The 16,461-nt window shown below is 61.4% G+C and carries 17 protein-coding genes; 14 read left to right on the forward strand and 3 right to left on the reverse strand.

Features of this window, described 5'->3' with window-relative positions; translation table 11 throughout:
* Positions 1-66: 66 nt before the first annotated feature.
* Positions 67-786: a type IV secretory system conjugative DNA transfer family protein gene (locus AX750_RS25610; protein ID WP_245282415.1), complete on the forward strand. Its 720-nt coding sequence runs from the start codon at positions 67-69 to the stop codon at positions 784-786.
* The gene (locus tag AX750_RS26195; protein WP_156446415.1) at positions 776-1,906 is read left to right on the forward strand and encodes an LPD7 domain-containing protein; all 1,131 of its coding nucleotides are present in this window, start codon (positions 776-778) and stop codon (positions 1,904-1,906) included. The genes AX750_RS25610 and AX750_RS26195 overlap by 11 nt, the downstream gene beginning before the upstream one ends.
* Before the next feature lie 15 nt (positions 1,907-1,921).
* On the opposite strand, the gene AX750_RS16400 is transcribed toward AX750_RS26195, so the two are convergent.
* The 3 genes from AX750_RS16400 to AX750_RS16410 are packed head-to-tail and all read right to left on the reverse strand — an operon-like array spanning position 1,922 to position 4,592.
* Complete coding sequence (locus AX750_RS16400; RefSeq protein WP_082735254.1) at positions 1,922-2,353, reverse strand: DUF411 domain-containing protein; 432 nt, start codon at positions 2,351-2,353, stop codon at positions 1,922-1,924.
* Positions 2,354-2,379: 26 nt separating this feature from the next.
* The gene (locus AX750_RS16405; protein WP_082735255.1) at positions 2,380-3,834 is read right to left on the reverse strand and encodes an ATP-binding protein; all 1,455 of its coding nucleotides are present in this window, start codon (positions 3,832-3,834) and stop codon (positions 2,380-2,382) included.
* Positions 3,831-4,592: a response regulator transcription factor gene (locus AX750_RS16410; RefSeq protein WP_245281266.1), complete on the reverse strand. Its 762-nt coding sequence runs from the start codon at positions 4,590-4,592 to the stop codon at positions 3,831-3,833. The genes AX750_RS16405 and AX750_RS16410 overlap by 4 nt, the downstream gene beginning before the upstream one ends.
* A gap of 400 nt (positions 4,593-4,992) precedes the next feature.
* On the opposite strand from AX750_RS16410, the gene AX750_RS16415 reads away from it, so the two are divergent.
* The 12 genes from AX750_RS16415 to AX750_RS16470 all read left to right on the forward strand — a co-directional run.
* The gene (locus AX750_RS16415; protein ID WP_066717011.1) at positions 4,993-6,471 is read left to right on the forward strand and encodes a TolC family protein; all 1,479 of its coding nucleotides are present in this window, start codon (positions 4,993-4,995) and stop codon (positions 6,469-6,471) included.
* Between the two features lie 21 nt (positions 6,472-6,492).
* Complete coding sequence (locus tag AX750_RS16420) at positions 6,493-7,932, forward strand: copper oxidase (RefSeq protein WP_067254773.1); 1,440 nt, start codon at positions 6,493-6,495, stop codon at positions 7,930-7,932.
* A 28-nt stretch (positions 7,933-7,960) separates the two neighbouring features.
* Positions 7,961-8,449, forward strand: coding sequence for a cupredoxin family protein (locus tag AX750_RS16425; RefSeq protein ID WP_066717007.1), 489 nt, complete (start codon positions 7,961-7,963; stop codon positions 8,447-8,449).
* Positions 8,450-8,479: 30 nt separating this feature from the next.
* Positions 8,480-8,758, forward strand: coding sequence for a copper-binding protein (locus tag AX750_RS16430; RefSeq protein WP_066717004.1), 279 nt, complete (start codon positions 8,480-8,482; stop codon positions 8,756-8,758).
* Positions 8,759-9,364: 606 nt separating this feature from the next.
* The gene (locus tag AX750_RS16435; protein WP_066716995.1) at positions 9,365-9,793 is read left to right on the forward strand and encodes a GtrA family protein; all 429 of its coding nucleotides are present in this window, start codon (positions 9,365-9,367) and stop codon (positions 9,791-9,793) included.
* 113 nt (positions 9,794-9,906) lie between these two features.
* Positions 9,907-10,599 (forward strand): N-acetyltransferase, encoded by a 693-nt coding sequence (locus tag AX750_RS25615; protein ID WP_082735256.1) that lies wholly within the window; start codon positions 9,907-9,909, stop codon positions 10,597-10,599.
* A 20-nt stretch (positions 10,600-10,619) separates the two neighbouring features.
* Positions 10,620-12,326, forward strand: coding sequence for a hypothetical protein (locus tag AX750_RS16445; protein ID WP_066716989.1), 1,707 nt, complete (start codon positions 10,620-10,622; stop codon positions 12,324-12,326).
* Positions 12,327-12,405: 79 nt separating this feature from the next.
* Entirely contained in the window at positions 12,406-13,719 is a 1,314-nt protein-coding gene (locus AX750_RS16450) for an ABC transporter ATP-binding protein (protein ID WP_066716986.1), read from the forward strand.
* 106 nt (positions 13,720-13,825) lie between these two features.
* The gene (locus AX750_RS16455; protein ID WP_066716984.1) at positions 13,826-14,176 is read left to right on the forward strand and encodes a hypothetical protein; all 351 of its coding nucleotides are present in this window, start codon (positions 13,826-13,828) and stop codon (positions 14,174-14,176) included.
* Between the two features lie 138 nt (positions 14,177-14,314).
* Complete coding sequence (locus AX750_RS16460) at positions 14,315-14,704, forward strand: FixH family protein (RefSeq protein WP_245282416.1); 390 nt, start codon at positions 14,315-14,317, stop codon at positions 14,702-14,704.
* Complete coding sequence (locus AX750_RS16465; RefSeq protein WP_066716980.1) at positions 14,701-16,170, forward strand: efflux RND transporter periplasmic adaptor subunit; 1,470 nt, start codon at positions 14,701-14,703, stop codon at positions 16,168-16,170. Before AX750_RS16460 ends, AX750_RS16465 begins: the two co-directional genes overlap by 4 nt.
* Positions 16,167-16,461: efflux RND transporter permease subunit (locus AX750_RS16470; RefSeq protein WP_156446414.1), on the forward strand; the 295-nt coding region annotated here is incomplete at its 3' end. The genes AX750_RS16465 and AX750_RS16470, both read left to right, overlap by 4 nt.

Raw genomic sequence — 16,461 nt, forward strand, 5'->3', positions numbered from 1 at the left:
GGAATCCCGGCCGGTCAATTATCGGAATGATGGCCGGTCGGAATCGGAATCCGCAGCCATGTCGGCGTGCTCGCCAAATCCGTCGCCTTTGTCGCCGGCTACGGCATTCGCCTGCTCACCATCATCCAGAGCCCGGCGCAGCTTCGGGCGATCTATGGCCCCGATCTCGCCAAGACGATTATGACTAACCATGCGATCGAAGTCGTGTTTGCGCCGAAAGAGCAGGACGTCGCCAACGAACTGTCGGAGCGGATCGGCTACGATACGGTCCAGGCGAAGAGTCGCTCGCGACCGTGGGGGCTATCGTCGGGAAAGCGCAGCGAATCCGTGTCGGATCAGCGTCGCGCGCTGATGCTGCCGCAGGAGCTCAAGCTGATCCTGTCGTCCAAGGCGTTCATCCTGGCGGCCAGCGTGCCGCCGATCATCTGCGACAAGATCATCTATTACGAGGACGCCGCCTTCACCCCGCGACTGAAAGCGCCGCCGGTGATCGCACCCAACCGCGGGCCCTCGAACATGCTGCTGGCGAGCGAGATCATCGAGCTCAAATCGGCGGTTGCCGAGTTGCAGGCGACGTTCCGGACCCGGCCGATGACGGATGAGGAGATCGCCGATCCGTCGCTGATCCCGGACGATGCGACCTTCGACTTTGGCGACGTCCCGGTCGATCTGGAAGGCCTGTCCGAGGATGAGCTCAAGGATTGGTGCTCGCAGGTCATCGACGCGGCGATCATCCCGGCCAAGGAGACAGGCGGATCGGTGAAGGAGATGCGCCGTGCAAGGTGAGCGTCAGGATCAGAGCGAGTTCACGATTGAACGCGGCAGAGAGAGGGATGCGGGCGCTGGCAGATCGTCACCGCGAGGCGCTTCAAGCGCACCGCAGGGCGAAAGACAATCCGGTCAGGCTGAGTTCGATCTTGCCGGTACGGCTGGGCGCCAGCCTGAAAGCGGAATGCCGGAGCGGCTGCGCCGGAAATATTATGTCGCGGAAGTCGGCTCGGGTGACGAGGCGAAGGTCTACGCCGACTCGAAAGGGGAGTACCTTGCGTTCAAGGTCTCGACCGATCGCATGGCGACGCGGCTCGAAGACGCCAATGTCGTTCGAGACATGGTCTCGGTCGCGCAGCATCGAGGATGGAAAGAAGTCGAGCTTCGCGGATCGGAAGAGTTTCGTCGGACGGCCTGGCTCGAAGCTTCAGTTCGCGGGCTTTCGGTTCGAGGCTATGAGCCCGATCCCGTCGATCGGGCCGCGCTGGCGTTTCGAGCCAAACCAGAGACGGGTTCGACCAAGGCGGCGCAAAGTCCACAGACGCGCGAGGCTGGTGCATCTGAGACGGTGACCATCGACGGCATTGAGACAAGGCGGCCGATCGATGTAACGGTCATCCCTCCGGAAAGTCGTGAAGAAAGGTTCGAGACCCGAGGAGATCGCCCGGAGGCTGGCGCGCCACGAAGCTGGAACACTGCGAAAGAACCAGCCACGGCGATGCCCGAGAATGCACAGAACCATTCGACGAAGCGCCCAACCGTCACGATAGATTGTGCCGCCCTAAAGGATGGCAGCACACGAAACCCTCAGCGCGATCGATGGCAGGCTCGCTCGGAGGCATTCCGAACGGGTGATGCAAGACAGATGGCAGGCGACGAAGCCGTCAAAGCGGCTCGGTCGCAGCTTGTTGCGATCGAGCGCGCCCTCGCCAAGGCCGTTCGCAATCCTGCATTGCGTCAATCGATTTTGAGCCATGCGAAAGAGCGGATCGCCAGGGAGTTAGCGGGCGGGCAGGCGATTGAGCGCAGGCAACTAAGACAAAAAGTGCCTGTTCAACAAAAAATCTCACCATTTCCAAGCAAAAGCGAGCCCTCGCGCGATTCGCCAGATCGCAGACATCCAAATCTTACCAGGTAAGCAATCGATCGGCTGCTAATGCTTGCCGTAAACGACAGTCTGCCCCCCAGCGCCAACGAGCAAGGTCTCGAATTTATCCGGCGTGACGCCAGGAACCTCCATTCCGGGCGATCCAACAGGCATGTCGGGAACGGCAAGGCCAAGAGCTGCCGGCCTGTCTTTCAACAACTTGCGGATGTCTGAGGCCGGTACATGACCTTCGACGAAGTAACCCTCGATGACGGCGGTGTGGCAGGACTGGACTTTCTCCGGGACACCCGTAGCGCGCTTGATAGCAGCCATATCACTGCTTTCCATGACGCGCGGCGTGAAGCCGGCCTGCTCGAGATGTCGGACCCACGCTTTGCAGCAGCCGCAGGTTGGGCTGAGATGGACCTTGATCTCCTGGGCGCTCGCCGGGAGAGCCGGCAGCAGGAAGGCGAGAAGAAAGACCGACGTAGGCTTCATCATAATCTCCAGATCAACAAGAATTTCTATGTCGAGGCAGGGTGGGATGCCGTAGGCACGGTCGGCCCATGCGGCAAAACCGGATCGTCGGCGATGACCTGCGCCAGTTGCTGCTCTGGCTGGGCGAGACGAGGCAGGGTGATAGTCACCCGAAGACCGCCTTCTGGACGGTTGGCTAGCGCGATCTCGCCGCCATGTGCGAGGACGACGGCGCGCGCAATGGTCAGGCCGAGGCCGGAGCCGCCGGTCTCGCGTCCGCGCGATTCCTCGAGGCGGACGAAGGGTTGGAAGACGCGTTCCATATCGCCGTCGGGTATGCCGGGACCATCGTCTTCGACGGTGATCGCGAACCCTGCTGGCGTCTCGTCAACCATAACGGTGACATGGCTGCCGTACTTCACCGCGTTTCCAACGACGTTCCAGAAGGCGCGCTTGAGCGCAAGCAGCCGGCCGAGCACACGGCCATGCCCGGTTCCGCTCAGGCTGACCGCCCGCCCCTGATCGGCATGGTCGTCGACGATGGTCTCGATCACCGAGACGATGTCGATCGGCCTGATCGCCTCGCTAGAGACGCCGCCGCGCAGGAACTCCAGCGTCGAATCGATCATGCCCTCCATCTCGGCGAGGTCGGCGTCGACGACGTCGCGCGTCGCCTCGTCCTCCATCAGTTCGGAGCGCAGGCGCAGCCGCGTGATCGGCGTACGCAGATCATGCGAGACGGCCGCCAGCGCCTGCATGCGCTCGGAGACGAGGCGCTGGATGCGCTCGCGCATCGTGTTGAAGGCGCGCGCGGCGCGGCGGACTTCGGCCGGGCCGGTCTCGTCCAGCGGCTGCGGCGTCTGGTCCAGGCTGAAGCGCTCGGCGGCCACCGCGAGATCGCGAAGCGGCCGCGTCGCCCAGCGCAGCAACAGGACGGCGACGACGACGATGGCGACGCCAAAGCAGATCGTCACCGCCAGCACGCTCCAGTCGGCATGCTGGGCCGCACCCAGCGTCGTCGAGGAGAAGTTCACCCAGGAGCCGTCGTCGAGCCGCACGGAAACCAGCATCATGTGCCGGTAGGCGTCGGCCTCGCCGGAGCCGAGCGCGCCGTCATCGGCGAAGCCGAGACGAAAGGATTCCGAGGCCAGATCCGGCACGAGCTCCTTGAGCTTGGCTTCCATCGCGGCCGTGCGATCGGTGGTGGGGGCGGTGCCAAGGACCAGGCTGACCTTGCTCCAGTGCACCTCAAGGCTCGCGCTCGACAGGTCATGAGCGGCGCGGTCTCGTTCCGGCTCGTGGGGGATGCCGGCGATGGCACGCTTGATCGAGACGATCCGCTCGGCCAGTCCCCGGTCGCGCTGCGCCGTTGCCAGGCTCTCGACGCCGACACGGTAGGCCCAGTAGCCGACGAGATGGAAGGCGAGCAGCGCCGCGACCAAGATCAGGATGGCCCGCCCCGCCACGGTGTCGCGAAAACCCCTATGGAGCATGCGACTCATGCCGGCTGTCCCTCCAGCACCTGAACAGCAGGCGTGAACATGTAACCGGCGCCGCGGATCGTCTTGATCAGTTGGCCGCCATTGACGTCCGCCTCCAGCTTGCGCCGCAGGCGGCTGATCTGAACATCGATCGCGCGGTCGAAGGGATCGCTGTTTCTGGTCTTGGCGAACTGCATCAAGGCCTCGCGCGACAATACCCGATTGGCGTGCTCGATAAAGGCGACCATCAGGTCGAACTCGCCGGTGGATAGATCGACCAGCGTACCCGATGGCGAGGTCAGTTCGCGCCGGCGCAAATCCATCCGCCACCCGTCGAAGACGACGCACTCGCTGGCGCGGCCGTCGCCAGTTCTGCGCATTGAGCGCGAACGTCTCAGCACCGCTCTGACTCGCGCCAGAAGCTCCCGCGGGCTGAACGGCTTGGTGACATAGTCATCGGCGCCGGCTTCCAGTCCAATGATGCGGTCGCTTTCCTCGCTGCGAGCCGTCAGCATGACGATCGGCACCTGTGACGTCGCGCGCACATCGCCGCACAAATCGAAGCCGGACCGTCCCGGCAGCATCAGGTCGAGAATGATGAGATCGATGTCCGCCTGCCTCAACACTTCCAGCATGGCGCGTCCGTCAGGCGCACCCGTCACCTTGTAGCCGTGGCGCTGCAGGAAGCGGGCCACAAGCAGGCGAATCTGTGGGTCGTCATCGACAACGAGCACATGGCCATGGTCATCAGCTAAGGGGGTGGTCTGAATGTTTGTCACGAGCATCTTTCGAACGGCTTAGGTTGGCATTTCATACCGAACGGCAGGCCGGATGAACGACAATATAGCGCTGTATCGCGGGCTGGGCGCGATCGGCTTTGATACAATTTGTAACGGACACAACCCTCCCGCCGTTGCTACCAAACTGCATCGAAGGCTCTGGGGTCGAACGAATCGCGATGGCCGTAAAACTTTCTCTCTCCGCTCTCTTGGCGCTCGCGCTAGGCGCGTGCTCAGTCGCTCCCGTTCCCGTCCATCTGGCGCGGCCGGCAGATCCAGGCGCACGCGTTCCCGCAGTTGGCTATCAGGGCGTCACCGCTGGCCTCGTCTCGATGCGCCCGACCGAGCCGAAGAATTGGCGCGAGCTGAACCGTAGAGTAGGGCCTCAACAGTGACTGCGATGACTTCCGCCTTCCGATCCGCTGACCAGACTTCGTCGGCTACCATTCGTCGCTTCACGCTTCTCGCTGGTGTCGCCGTTATACTCGGCGGCTGCGCGACCTTTTCGGCTGACGGCGGCGTCGGCACTGCACAGACCATCGCTTACACCGAGCTGAACAAGGACGTCGTCAAGATCACCGACGATGCCGCGGCTGGTAGCGCCAAGGCGCGCGTCGATCAGCTTCTCAAGAAGCCATTGACTGCTGACAGCGCAGTTCAGATCGCGCTTCTCAGCAACCGCGGTCTGCAGGCAGCCTTCAACGAACTTGGCATTGCCGAGGCTCAAATGGTCGCGGCCAGCCTGCCGCCCAACCCGCGCTTCGGCATCTCCAAGCTGTCGGGCCGGTTCGAGGTCGAGATCGAGCGGCAGATCGTCGGGAGCCTGTTCGCCTTGGCGACCTGGCCGGCGCGCGCCGAGGTCGCCCGCGACCGCTTCCAGAACGCCCAACTCCGCGCAGCGGAGGCAGTCCTGAAACTCGCCGCGGATACGCGCAAGCAGTATTATCGCTCCGTCGCAGCGAACGCCCAGGTCGGCTTCTACGAGCAGGCGAAGTCAACGACCGATGCGGCGACCCAGCTCTTCAAGCGCCTCGGCGAATCCGGCGGCATCAACAAGCTCGATCAGGCAAGGGAGTTCGCCTTCGACGCCGAGCTCGGCGCCCAGCTTGCTCAGGCGCGTCTCCAGCAGCGCCAGGAGCGTGAACGCCTGGTCAGGCAGCTCGGCCTCTGGGGCGACGACCTTAAGTTCCGCATGCCAGCCTCATTGCCCGCGCTGCCGCGCCTGCAATCGGTCAAGGCGGTCGAAGCCGAAGCGCTTCGCAAGCGTGTCGATATCCAGATCGCGCGGGGCGAACTTAATCTGCTGGCCAAGTCGCTGGGCCTCACTCAGGCGACCCGGTTTGTGAACGACATCGATCTGCTGGGCCGGCGAACCTACGACCGTGGCCGCAGCGTCCTGCCCGACGGAGATGTCGAGCGCGAGACGAGCCGCAGCCGCACTCTTGAACTCGAGATCGAGATCCCGATTTTCGATTTCGGGCAAAGCAAAGTGGCTTTGGCCGAGCAGACCTACATGCAGGCTGCGAACCGTCTGGCCGAAAAGGCCGTGAACGTTCGTTCCGAGGCGCGCGAGGCCTATGTCAGCTATCGCGGGACCTATGACATCGCCCGGCAGTACATCAACAATGTTCTGCCTCTGCGTAAGATCATCCAGGACGAGGCGCTGCTACAGTACAACGGCATGCTGATCGACGTGACGCAGCTCATTACCGACGCGCGCGCTCGGATCCTGTCCAATGTTGCTGGCATCAATGCGCGCCGCGACGCCTGGATCGCGCACACCGACTTCAAGCACGCGCTGATCGGCGGCGGCTCTGTTGGCGGCGGCGGAGGCACCGCCGTCGCGGCCGCTGGTGGCGGCGATGCGCCCGCCCATTGAACACTTGAGGAGCAAGACGCCATGACGGATCTGTCCCGCAGGGGTTTCATCGGAACATCAGGGCTCGTGATCGCGGGCGCTGCCGCGGTCTCGGGCCGCACCGCCTTCGCCTCCGTGCCGGAAGCGCCGACGATGACGAGCGCGGCGACGCAAGCCCCGCTGGTGCCGACCTCCGGCCCCGACTACCAGCCGGTGGCGACGCTGAACGGCTGGACCCTGCCCTGGCGGATGAACGGCGACTGGAAGGAGTTCCATCTCGTCGCCGAGCCGGTCGAGCGCGAGATCGCGCCGGGCATGATCGCCTATCTCTGGGGCTATAACGGCCAGTCGCCCGGCCCGACGATCGAGGCCGTCGAGGGCGACAAGGTCCGCATCTACGTCACTAACAAGCTGCCCGAAAACACGACGATTCACTGGCACGGCCAGCGCCTGCCCAATGGCATGGACGGCGTCGGCGGGCTGAATCAACCGCATATCCCGTCCGGCAAGACCTTCGTTTACGAGTTCCTCCTCAGGCGCTCGGGCACCTACATGTACCATCCCCATTCCGACGAGATGGTGCAGATGGCGATGGGGATGATGGGCTTCTTCGTCGTCCATCCGAAGGACCCGGCCTTCCGCCGCGTCGACCGCGACTTCGTCTTCCTGCTCAACGCCTTCGACATCGAGCCGGGCGCCTATGTGCCCAAGGTCAACACCATGCTCGACTTCAATATGTGGTGCTGGAACAGCCGGGCCTTCCCGGGCATCGACCCGTTCGTGGTCGGCCTCAACGACAAGGTCCGGATCCGCTTCGGCAACCTGACCATGACCAACCACCCGATCCACATGCATGGCTACGAGTTCAAGGTCTCCTGCACCGACGGCGGCTGGGTCGATCCGGCCACCGCCTGGGACGAGGTCTCCATCGACGTCGCGGTCGGCCAGATGCGCGCCTTCGACTTCGTCGCCGACGAGCCCGGCGATTGGGCGATCCACTGCCACAAGTCGCACCATACGATGAATGCGATGGGTCACTCGGTGAAGACCTATATCGGCGTCAACAAGAAGGACCTGGTCAGCCGCATCCGCAAGGCCGCGCCGGGCTACATGCCGATGGGCTCGAACGGCATGGGCGAGATGGGCTCCATGGAAATGGACCTGCCGAAGAACACGCTGCCGATGATGACTGGCTACTCCCAGTTCGGGCCCGTCGAGATGGGTGGCATGTTCTCGGTCGTGAAGGTGCGTGAAGGGCTGGCCAAGAACGATTACAAGGATCCCGGCCACTACAAGAACCCCGAGGGCACGGTCGCATTTGAGTACAAAGGCCAAAAGTTGGCCGAAGCACCTCGCGTCGAGGGGCCGAAGGTCAATCCCGATCTCGCCACCTGGCAGGTCAAGGATCCGCGCAAGCCCAGGCTCGGCGCGGACGGCAAGCCGCTGCCCGGCGCTAAGCCCGGCGGACATTCCAACCATTGACATCGACAATCGAACCTGGAGCGACCGCATGACGTTTTATTTTCCAAAGCTGACCCTGGCTGCTCTGGCGCTTCTCGCATCGACGGGGCTTGCCTCCGCTGGGCCGGGTGGCGCCGGTCACGGCCATGGCGATGAGACCGCTTATGGCAAGCCTGGCGACCCGAAAAAGCCTTCACGGCTCGTCCAGGTCGTGATGAGCGAGCGTGATGGCAAGATGCTGTTCATTCCGGATCGGATCGAAGTTCGCCGCGGTGAGCAGATCAAGTTCGCCCTCCGCAACAATGGTGAGATCGATCACGAGATCGTCGTGGCGACGCTGGAGGAGAACCTCAAGCACGCGGTAGAGATGCAGAAGAACCCCGACATGGAACACGATGACCCGAACGCCAAGCGCCTCGCGCCCAAGAAGACCGGCGAGATTGTCTGGGCTTTTACCAAGGCGGGCGAGTTTGACTTCTCCTGCCTGATCCCTGGCCATCGTGAAGCCGGAATGACCGGTAAGGTCATCGTCAAGTAGGCATAATGCCTACGCAACAAGGAGCACACCATGCTGAGAATCATCTCCGCCGTCGCATTTGTGGCGGTCTCGCTGCCGGCGCTCGCCCAGCAGGTCAACGGCACCGTCAAAAAGATCGACGAGGCGCAAGGCAAGCTGACCATCGACCACGGCCCGATCAAAAATCTCGACATGGACGCCATGTCGATGGTCTTCCGCGCCGGCGAGCCGGCCATGCTCAAGGGCCTGAAGGCAGGCGACAAGATCAAGTTCGACGCCGACCGGGTCAACGGCCAGATCACGGTGACGAAGCTGCAGAAGACCAAGTAGGCGCGAGTCAAGCGCCGATCAGACGCCAGGCCGCAGCAGTGATCATGCTGCGGCCTGGATTATCAGAACGACAGCATAACCGATGAATAATCTCCCGCCGAGAACCATGCATCGCGTGACCTCGTTATTCGTCGATATAGCCCAAAATGTTACCCGCATATCTTTTAGCTCGTCGGCGCAGTGGTGTTTTCAGGTTTGTTCGCTCTCGTCTTGGTGCTGTCTCGTACAAAATAGACAGTTCCTTTACATCAATAGCGGAGGGCAAATCATGCCGGCGCGGTTTCTTGCTATCTTGATCGTTCTTTTTCCAACACTTTCGCGAGCTGACGATGGTGATTTGCAGCGCGCCTTGCTGGAGGCCGCCTGCGCTAACGCAAAAATCACTCGTCTCCCGGCTGTAGGGAAAACGGAACTTTACGAGGCAAACTGCTTGGGGACTACGCATAAGCGTATCAAAATTGTCTGTATTTCTGGGCGCTGCATCGCGGATTACCCCCATACTGGGCGCGATGAAGCTGACGAAAACTAAGATCGTGTTGTTAGTTGCTGCGATAGATCAATGAATGTCCACTCCCCAACTGAGCAGTAGCAATCAAAAGGCCACGAATGGAACTTCTTGCTCAGATTGCTCGCTTTATCCTGGTCGGTGGTTCGGCAACGGTCGTGAACTGGTTAGCGCGATTCCCGCTCTCTTTGATTATGCCATTTCTTGAGGCAGTTTTCGTAGCCTACATGATCGGCATGGTGGTCGGCTTTGTGCTTTATCGCGCCTTTGTCTTTACGACATCCTCACAACCGCTCAGTGCGCAAATCGCTTTGTTCCTCGGCGTTAACGTGGTCGGCGTGGCAACCGTGGTCCTGGCCTCGCACGTTCTCCTGCACTTGGTCTTTCCCGCGCTCGGCGTCACGCTCATGCCGGAGGCGTTTGCACACGCGGGAGCGCTCGCTCTAGGGGCCGCGGCGAATTTCATCGGGCATAAGTTCGTGACGTTTCGAGCAGAAAGCCCGCCACCATCGCCGACGCTTGGCGCCTGACCCAACGAATTATTCCGTCGAGTGGCGATCATCTCGCACTGCATTCCCCCATCCACCAGTTACATCGACAGGTTTGCCATTGAACAACCCGCCCAAAAAGCACGGAGGCTCTTGTGGAAATCGTCGTTAGGCCGGCGCTTCCCGAAGACAGCGTGACGCTTGTCGAGCTGATGCTTCAGGCTGCGGGCGACACCCTGCAGTTCATTCTTGATGATCTTGAGCCTCGCGTCAGCGCGGGCGAGGTCTTCAAGCATATGATTTCATCGATCGATAGCGAATGTTCTTACCGGCATTGCTGGGTCGCGGTCGTGCAGTCTGGGGCTCACGCCCCGGTTGTCGGCATGATGAACGCCTTCCCAGCCTCGCTTCTCTCCGACCAAACGACGCCATCGAATTTGTCATCGCGAGAAGTCCATCTCTGGCCCAGGACTGCGCTTCAGGACTGGGGCAGTTACTGCCTCAACAGCCTTGCAGTCTTCCCACTCTATCGGCGGTATGGGATCGCATCCCGACTGATCGAGCAAGCCATCGATAACGCCGTCTCCGAAGGATTTGGCAGCGTGAGCCTGCATGTCTGGGCGGATAATGCCTCTGCTGTCAGGCTCTATCGCGGGAAGGGCTTCCATGAAATCGATCGGGCCGCGATTCCCTGGCATCCTCGCCTCCCGCATTCCGGCGGCAGCCTGCTCATGAGGCTAAGCGGTCTCTCCGGACGCATCGGCGCATCTGCTCCAAGCCACAACGTGGTTTTGGCGGCCGGCGATGGATCTGACGATCGAGACGTCTCACGACCGTCCGATCGCTGAATATGCCAGGACAGAAGACCATGATCGTTGCCGCTTGGACTGAGAGCTTTAAAAGGGCGAAACAGCGAATGTTTTCGCCTTTATTAATTCTATTCTTTGTCGTCTTGATTGTCATTATTTTACTTATGCTACCGCTAAAACTCCCGGTCGGACCCATGTATTGGGATCTGATCGTCTATATCGACGGAGCTCATCGTGTAGCGATCGGTCAAACTCCCTCGGTCGATTTTTTTGCGCCAGTCGGTCCTCTCGCCTATTGGCTCGTAGCGCCGCTCTTGACGACCTTTAGCAACGCCCAACCGCTGCTGCTGGTGCAGTGGTCTCTTCTACTCGTCAGCGCGCCGCCAATGTTTGTCATCCTCGCGCATGTCGGCCAGCGATCGAGAGCGACGGCCTTTGCTCTCTTGTTGCCGTTCCTGTTTTTTCAGCTTCTGCCGATGAACGTTGAGCAATACTCAACTTACCCCAGCGTTGACGGATATGGAATATATAATAGACATACAAGTATATTACTATATAGTTTAACGTGTGGGCTGATTTTTCTAGTGAATCAACGCTTGATATTTCTTGTCGTCATTTGGACGTGCCTGGCGTTATTTCTCTTGAAGATCACGGGCTTTATTGCTGCCGGCTTGCTCTGCTCATTCGCTTTCGTCGCCGGGCGGATGAGCATGCGTGTAGCCCTCGGAATCGGCGCCGCCTTCCTGTTAGCGCTTGTGGCGCTCGACGCCACGCTCGGCGTCGTTCGCGCCTACCTGATCGACATATGGTTGCTCGTGCGTCTCAACGAGGGCAATCTGCTCTCACGCTTTCTACAAGCCAGCTCGCTCCACTTCGGCATCCTTGCACCGGCCGCTGGGCTGTCCGTAGCGCTTTATTGGTTCAAGGTTGGAGATGCACCATTCAGACAAGAAACAAGAGGCGCGCCGGATGCCGGTACTCTCGCAAGGAAACTGGACCGCAACAGTCTCTGGCTCGCCATCACCATTCTTGCCGGCCTGTTTTTTGAGACGCAGAACACGGGTGGGCAGGCGCTCATCCTTATCTGGCCCGTTCTGCTCGCGATCCTGCTGGGCGTACACCGCCTCAACGGCGCTTCGCTGATCCTTGTGTTGTCCCTGATAGGCGCAGCCGCGCTGCCGCCCTTTGTAAACGTGGCCCACCGCACGGCGCGCGCGCTCGTTGTGCAGGGTAAGTTCGTCGACGTTCCAAACGCGGATCTCAAAGCGCTTGGACAGGTCACACAGCGCCCCGAGATCGTCGAGCGGGCGGCGAAGATGCGGGAGGTCTACTCGCGCTTTCCCGAGACGTTCCAGTTCTTGGCTGACAATAATCTCCTTCCGGGTTTCACTCTTTACTCGGAACTTGATTTCCAGGTTGGCTGGTTGATGGTTGCCGATGAAGCGGTTAAGGCAATTCGTGAATACGAAGCCGCAAACAGCATAGAGTTTAAAACAATAATGAACTTGAACTTTGTGAACCCATTTCCCTTTCTCTTGGATCGGGGGGCAACACGTCACATTGCAATAGGTGCCGACCCGACACGAGCAGTCCCCGCGCCTGACCCGGAGACCCTTGCCGCTGTCTCCAAGACAGACTTGATTCTCTATCCCATGTGCCCAATCACAACCGCTAATGAGGCTTTACTCGCGCTATATCGACCGGCTGTGGCTCACCATAAATTTATCGTTCTATCGGCGTGTTGGCGAGGATATGTGAGGCAGTGATAATTCGGTGTATATTCATCGTTCCATTGAAAAATTGCTTGTCCAGCAAATCGCACGATCGAATTGATAGAATGCCTTCATGAATACACTACTCGTTATCAGCGAATATGTGCATCAGATCACCCACAATATTGCTGGCCTTGATTATCCACATGGTCATTGGGGACTGACCTTATTAGCGGTAGCCGTTTTCATTGTTGCTCCCGTTTGGACGATCGGTCAGGGGGGTATAGCGCTTTTTCGGTGGGCATCCTCAGTTCGAAGGCGTCGCGCCAGGCTAGCTGCCGTGATTAGCAGGCCAGTCGCCGCTTCGAATGAGGTCCGCGATAGATTGCCCTCCGGTTCGGAGGCAGCCAATACACCCACAGGCCGCAACGGTGACGCGTCAGTCCCCCACGACCCATGGAGGTTGGCCCTCTTCGTCGCGAGAGCCACTTCTCGTTACCAGATCCTGCTGGTCTTGTTGTCCTTAATGACGCTGCCCTCAGCTTGGTTACTTCTTGATATTCCCAAGCACATCATCAATCACGCCCTCGCCAGCCCTCAAACTCACGATGGAATGACCTTTCTCGGCTTCCATCTGCCCCGCTTAGAACTGTTGATCGCGCTGTGCGGAAGTTATCTCGCCGTCCTGACAGCAAGCGGGCTCGTCAAATTCGCAGCGACACGCATCAGAGGACGAGCGAGCGAGCGGCTCGTTCGGCGACTTCGCCTGAACATCGTACGCAGATCGAGGAAGGAAATCGCACCTGAAGCAAAAGCTTCCCTAGCGGCTGTCGCCGTTCAAGAGGTTGAGCCAATCGGATACTTTGGCGCCAGTATATTCGTAGTTCCGCTAATATATGGCGGAACACTGCTCACGAGCCTCGCATTTCTATTTATACAGAATCCGGCGCTTGCTTTTTCAGCTTTGATCATGTTGCCCATTCAGATGACCTTGCTGCCTCGGATCCAGCATCGACTCAATTCGAAGATACGGGAAAGGGTCTTTGCAACACGCGCATTGACAGGACTTCTTACAACAAAAGGTTCCAATCCCAAAACTGCAGTGGACGACAAATCGATCATGCCGTCCCTACGGCAGCAGGCGAATCAGATTGCTACACTCGAACGCTTGAGGGTAGAAATCAGTGATTTGAAAGGGCGGCTACGCGGTCTCTATAACTACACATCCAACCTGACGCCGTTCTTCTTTTTCGCAATCGGCGGCTATTTGGTCGTGCAGGAACGTCTTTCACTTGGCTCGCTGGTTGCAGCGATAGCTGCGTACAGAGAAATCGCCCCCGCACTGCGGGAGTTATTTGATTTCGTGCAAAACTGGTCGGATGCAGAGGCGCGGTTTGAAGAGGTCAGGCGTGTCATTTTGGAGAGCGAAGCTGTAAAGCGCGTTTAACTCTGCTCAACAAACACATGCCTTGGAGCAATACGGATGTCGAAGGTAATACGATCTTGATGCCGCCGGCCTTTTGCCGGCGGCAAGGACATGGCATCCTATACAGATGAAGCTCCGGCTCCTCACGCATGCGCTGATCCTGGCCCTGTTCCTGACGGCCGGCGTTCTCGCGTCTTATGTCAGCCCGGCGGCTGCCGGCATGGCGGGCGACGCCGCCGGCGTCGAGCAGACCATGGAAGCCGGCATGCCGTGCTGCCCGTCGGACCAGGATGACCCCAAGGACTGCGCGACGAACTGCCCGGCGCTGACCTTCTGCCTCGCCAAATGTTTTGCCGGCGGGGCTATCAAATCCGTCACGCTGCCGCGCCCCGCCATCGCTGTCGTCGGCCTCGCGGGTGACGACGCCGAGCGCGTATCCCAAGGCTTTGCGCCACCCGCGAGACCTCCCCGAAGCTGAGGCATCGCCGGCGCGTCAGCGCCGGCTCCGGCCGCCCGGCATTGTCCGCGCGGTCGGCAAGTCGTGGCCTAAGGGCCGCGCGATAGCTGCGCCAGAGCGCGGCAGCCTGATTCATTCGGGACGTCCACCATGTCTTTCATGACTTTCATGCGCGCGCTCGTCGCCGCGTTTCCGCTCGCCATCTCCACGCTACCGGCCTTCGCCGACATCAAGGACTACGAGTTCCAGCTCACGCAAGAGGAGCTGAAACAGGGCGACGGCGTCGTCGTCACCGTCCGGCTCGTCGACAGGCGCAGCGGCAAGGCGGTGCCCGACGCTGTCATTTTCGCCAGCCGCATCGACATGGAGCCCGACGGCATGGCGACGATGGCCTCGAAACTGGAGCCGATGCCCGCGACCGAGCCTGGCAGCTACAGCTTCAGGACAAACCTCACCATGGAGGGCGGCTGGCGGTTGTCGCTGGCGGCCAAGGTGCAGGGCGAGGACGGCACGCTGGAAAGCCGTCTCGTCCTGAAGGCGACGCCATGAAGCGGGTCGTGCTCGCGGTCCTCGCTCTCGCCGCCGTGACGGCGGCGGGCGCGGGAGGGTATGTCGCCGGGACGCGCGGGCTCGTCCTGCCAGGCCTCGATCGGCTCCATCAGATCGTCATGGCCAGATCGCCGGCCGCGCCCAAAGCCGAGCCAGCGTCCGCCGCCGGGCCGATCGCCTATTGGCGCCATCCCGATGGGCAGCCGGTCTATGCGTCCGAACCCCGCAAGACCGAAGACGGGCGCGACTTCCTTCCCGTCCGCGCCAGCGAGGAGATCAGCTTCGATCCGCCTGCGGCCAGACCGGCGCAGAGCGCCGCCGGCCCCGCCGCAGCCACCGAGGCCGAGCGGAAGCTGCTTTACTACCGAAATCCGATGGGTCTGCCCGACACCTCGCCGGTTCCCAAAAAGGACTGGATGGGGATGGACTATTTGCCGGTCTATGCCGGCGAAGAGGCCGGCGACACGGTCATCAAACTCTCCCCCGGACGCATCCAGCGCAGCGGTGTGCGTTCCGAGCCCGTCGTCCGTCAGGCGATAAGCCGGTCGATCCGGGTTCCCGGCACGGTTCAGCTCGACGAGCGCCGCGTCTCCGTCGTCGCGACGCGCTCGGACGCCTTCATCCAGGAGGTCGCAGCCGTCACGACCGGCGACCGCGTCGCCAAGGGCGACCGGCTGGTCCGGATCTATTCGCCCGAGATCACGGCGGCGAGCGCGCAGTTCGTCGCCGAGCTCAACGCGGCCGGGCGCGGCGTGCCCGAAGGCGGCGCGCGCCAGCGGCTGGAGAATCTCGGCGTGCAGCCGGAGATCGTCGCCGAGATCGAGCGGACCCGAAAAGTGCCGCTGACGATCGTCTGGTCGGCCCCGCGCGACGGCATCGTGCTGGAGCGCAATGTCGTCGACGGCATGAGGATGGCGTCGGGCGACAGCTTGTTCCGGCTCGCCGACGTCTCGATGATCTGGGTGCTGGCCGATGTTCCGGAGGGTGATCTCGCCGCGATCCGCATCGGCGCGCCCGCCATCATCCGTCTGCGCGGGCGGCCCGGCACGGAGTTCGCCGGCAAGGTCGGCCTGATCTATCCGCAGGTGGCGGAGGCGACGCGCACCACCAAGGTCCGCATCGAGATCGACAACCGCGCCGGCATGCTGCTGCCCAACATGTATGCCGATGTCGAGATCGGCTCAGGAGAAGCTGGCCCCGTCCTCGCCGTGCCCGACAGCGCCGTGATCGACACCGGCACGCGCCGCGTCGTTATCCTCGATCGCGGCGAGGGCCGCTTCGAGCCGCGCGAGGTGAGGCTCGGCCAGCGCGGCGACGGCATGGTCGCGATCAGCGACGGCGTCTCGGAGGGCGACCGCGTCGTCGTCTCGGCCAACTTCCTGATCGACGCCGAAAGCAACCTCAAGGCCGCTCTGAGCGGGCTCGGCGCGCCGGCAGAACAAAAACCTGCGGAGATCAAGCCATGATCGCCCGCCTGATCGCCCGGTCGGCGCGCAACCTCGTCCTCGTCTTCGTCGCCACGGCGTTCGCGGTCGCGGCGGGCATCTATGCGGTCAAGACGCTGCCACTCGACGCCATCCCCGATCTCTCCGACGTGCAGGTCATCGTCTACACCGAATATCCCGGCCAGGCGCCGCAGGTGATCGAGGATCAGGTCACCTATCCGCTGACGACCTCGATGCTGACGGTGCCGAAGGCGCGTGTCGTGCGCGGCTTCTCCTTCTTCGGCGTCTCCTTCGTCTACGTCATCTTCGAGG

Source organism: Methylobacterium sp. CCH7-A2 (assembly GCF_001557075.1).
Taxonomy (GTDB): domain Bacteria; phylum Pseudomonadota; class Alphaproteobacteria; order Rhizobiales; family Beijerinckiaceae; genus Allobosea; species Allobosea massiliensis.

Excerpts from the sequence above, each read along its gene's own strand:
- AX750_RS16445 (WP_066716989.1), top strand. The coding sequence starts at position 10,620 with ATGATCGTTGCCGCTTGGACTGAGAGCTTTAAAAGGGCGAAACAGCGA.
- AX750_RS16450 (WP_066716986.1), top strand. The coding sequence starts at position 12,406 with ATGAATACACTACTCGTTATCAGCGAATATGTGCATCAGATCACCCAC.
- AX750_RS16425 (WP_066717007.1), top strand. The coding sequence starts at position 7,961 with ATGACGTTTTATTTTCCAAAGCTGACCCTGGCTGCTCTGGCGCTTCTC.
- AX750_RS16435 (WP_066716995.1), top strand. The coding sequence starts at position 9,365 with ATGGAACTTCTTGCTCAGATTGCTCGCTTTATCCTGGTCGGTGGTTCG.
- AX750_RS16405 (WP_082735255.1), bottom strand. The coding sequence starts at position 3,834 with ATGAGTCGCATGCTCCATAGGGGTTTTCGCGACACCGTGGCGGGGCGG.
- AX750_RS16415 (WP_066717011.1), top strand. The coding sequence starts at position 4,993 with ATGACTTCCGCCTTCCGATCCGCTGACCAGACTTCGTCGGCTACCATT.
- AX750_RS16400 (WP_082735254.1), bottom strand. The coding sequence starts at position 2,353 with ATGAAGCCTACGTCGGTCTTTCTTCTCGCCTTCCTGCTGCCGGCTCTC.
- AX750_RS16460 (WP_245282416.1), top strand. The coding sequence starts at position 14,315 with ATGACTTTCATGCGCGCGCTCGTCGCCGCGTTTCCGCTCGCCATCTCC.
- AX750_RS16465 (WP_066716980.1), top strand. The coding sequence starts at position 14,701 with ATGAAGCGGGTCGTGCTCGCGGTCCTCGCTCTCGCCGCCGTGACGGCG.
- AX750_RS16455 (WP_066716984.1), top strand. The coding sequence starts at position 13,826 with ATGAAGCTCCGGCTCCTCACGCATGCGCTGATCCTGGCCCTGTTCCTG.
- AX750_RS16430 (WP_066717004.1), top strand. The coding sequence starts at position 8,480 with ATGCTGAGAATCATCTCCGCCGTCGCATTTGTGGCGGTCTCGCTGCCG.
- AX750_RS16420 (WP_067254773.1), top strand. The coding sequence starts at position 6,493 with ATGACGGATCTGTCCCGCAGGGGTTTCATCGGAACATCAGGGCTCGTG.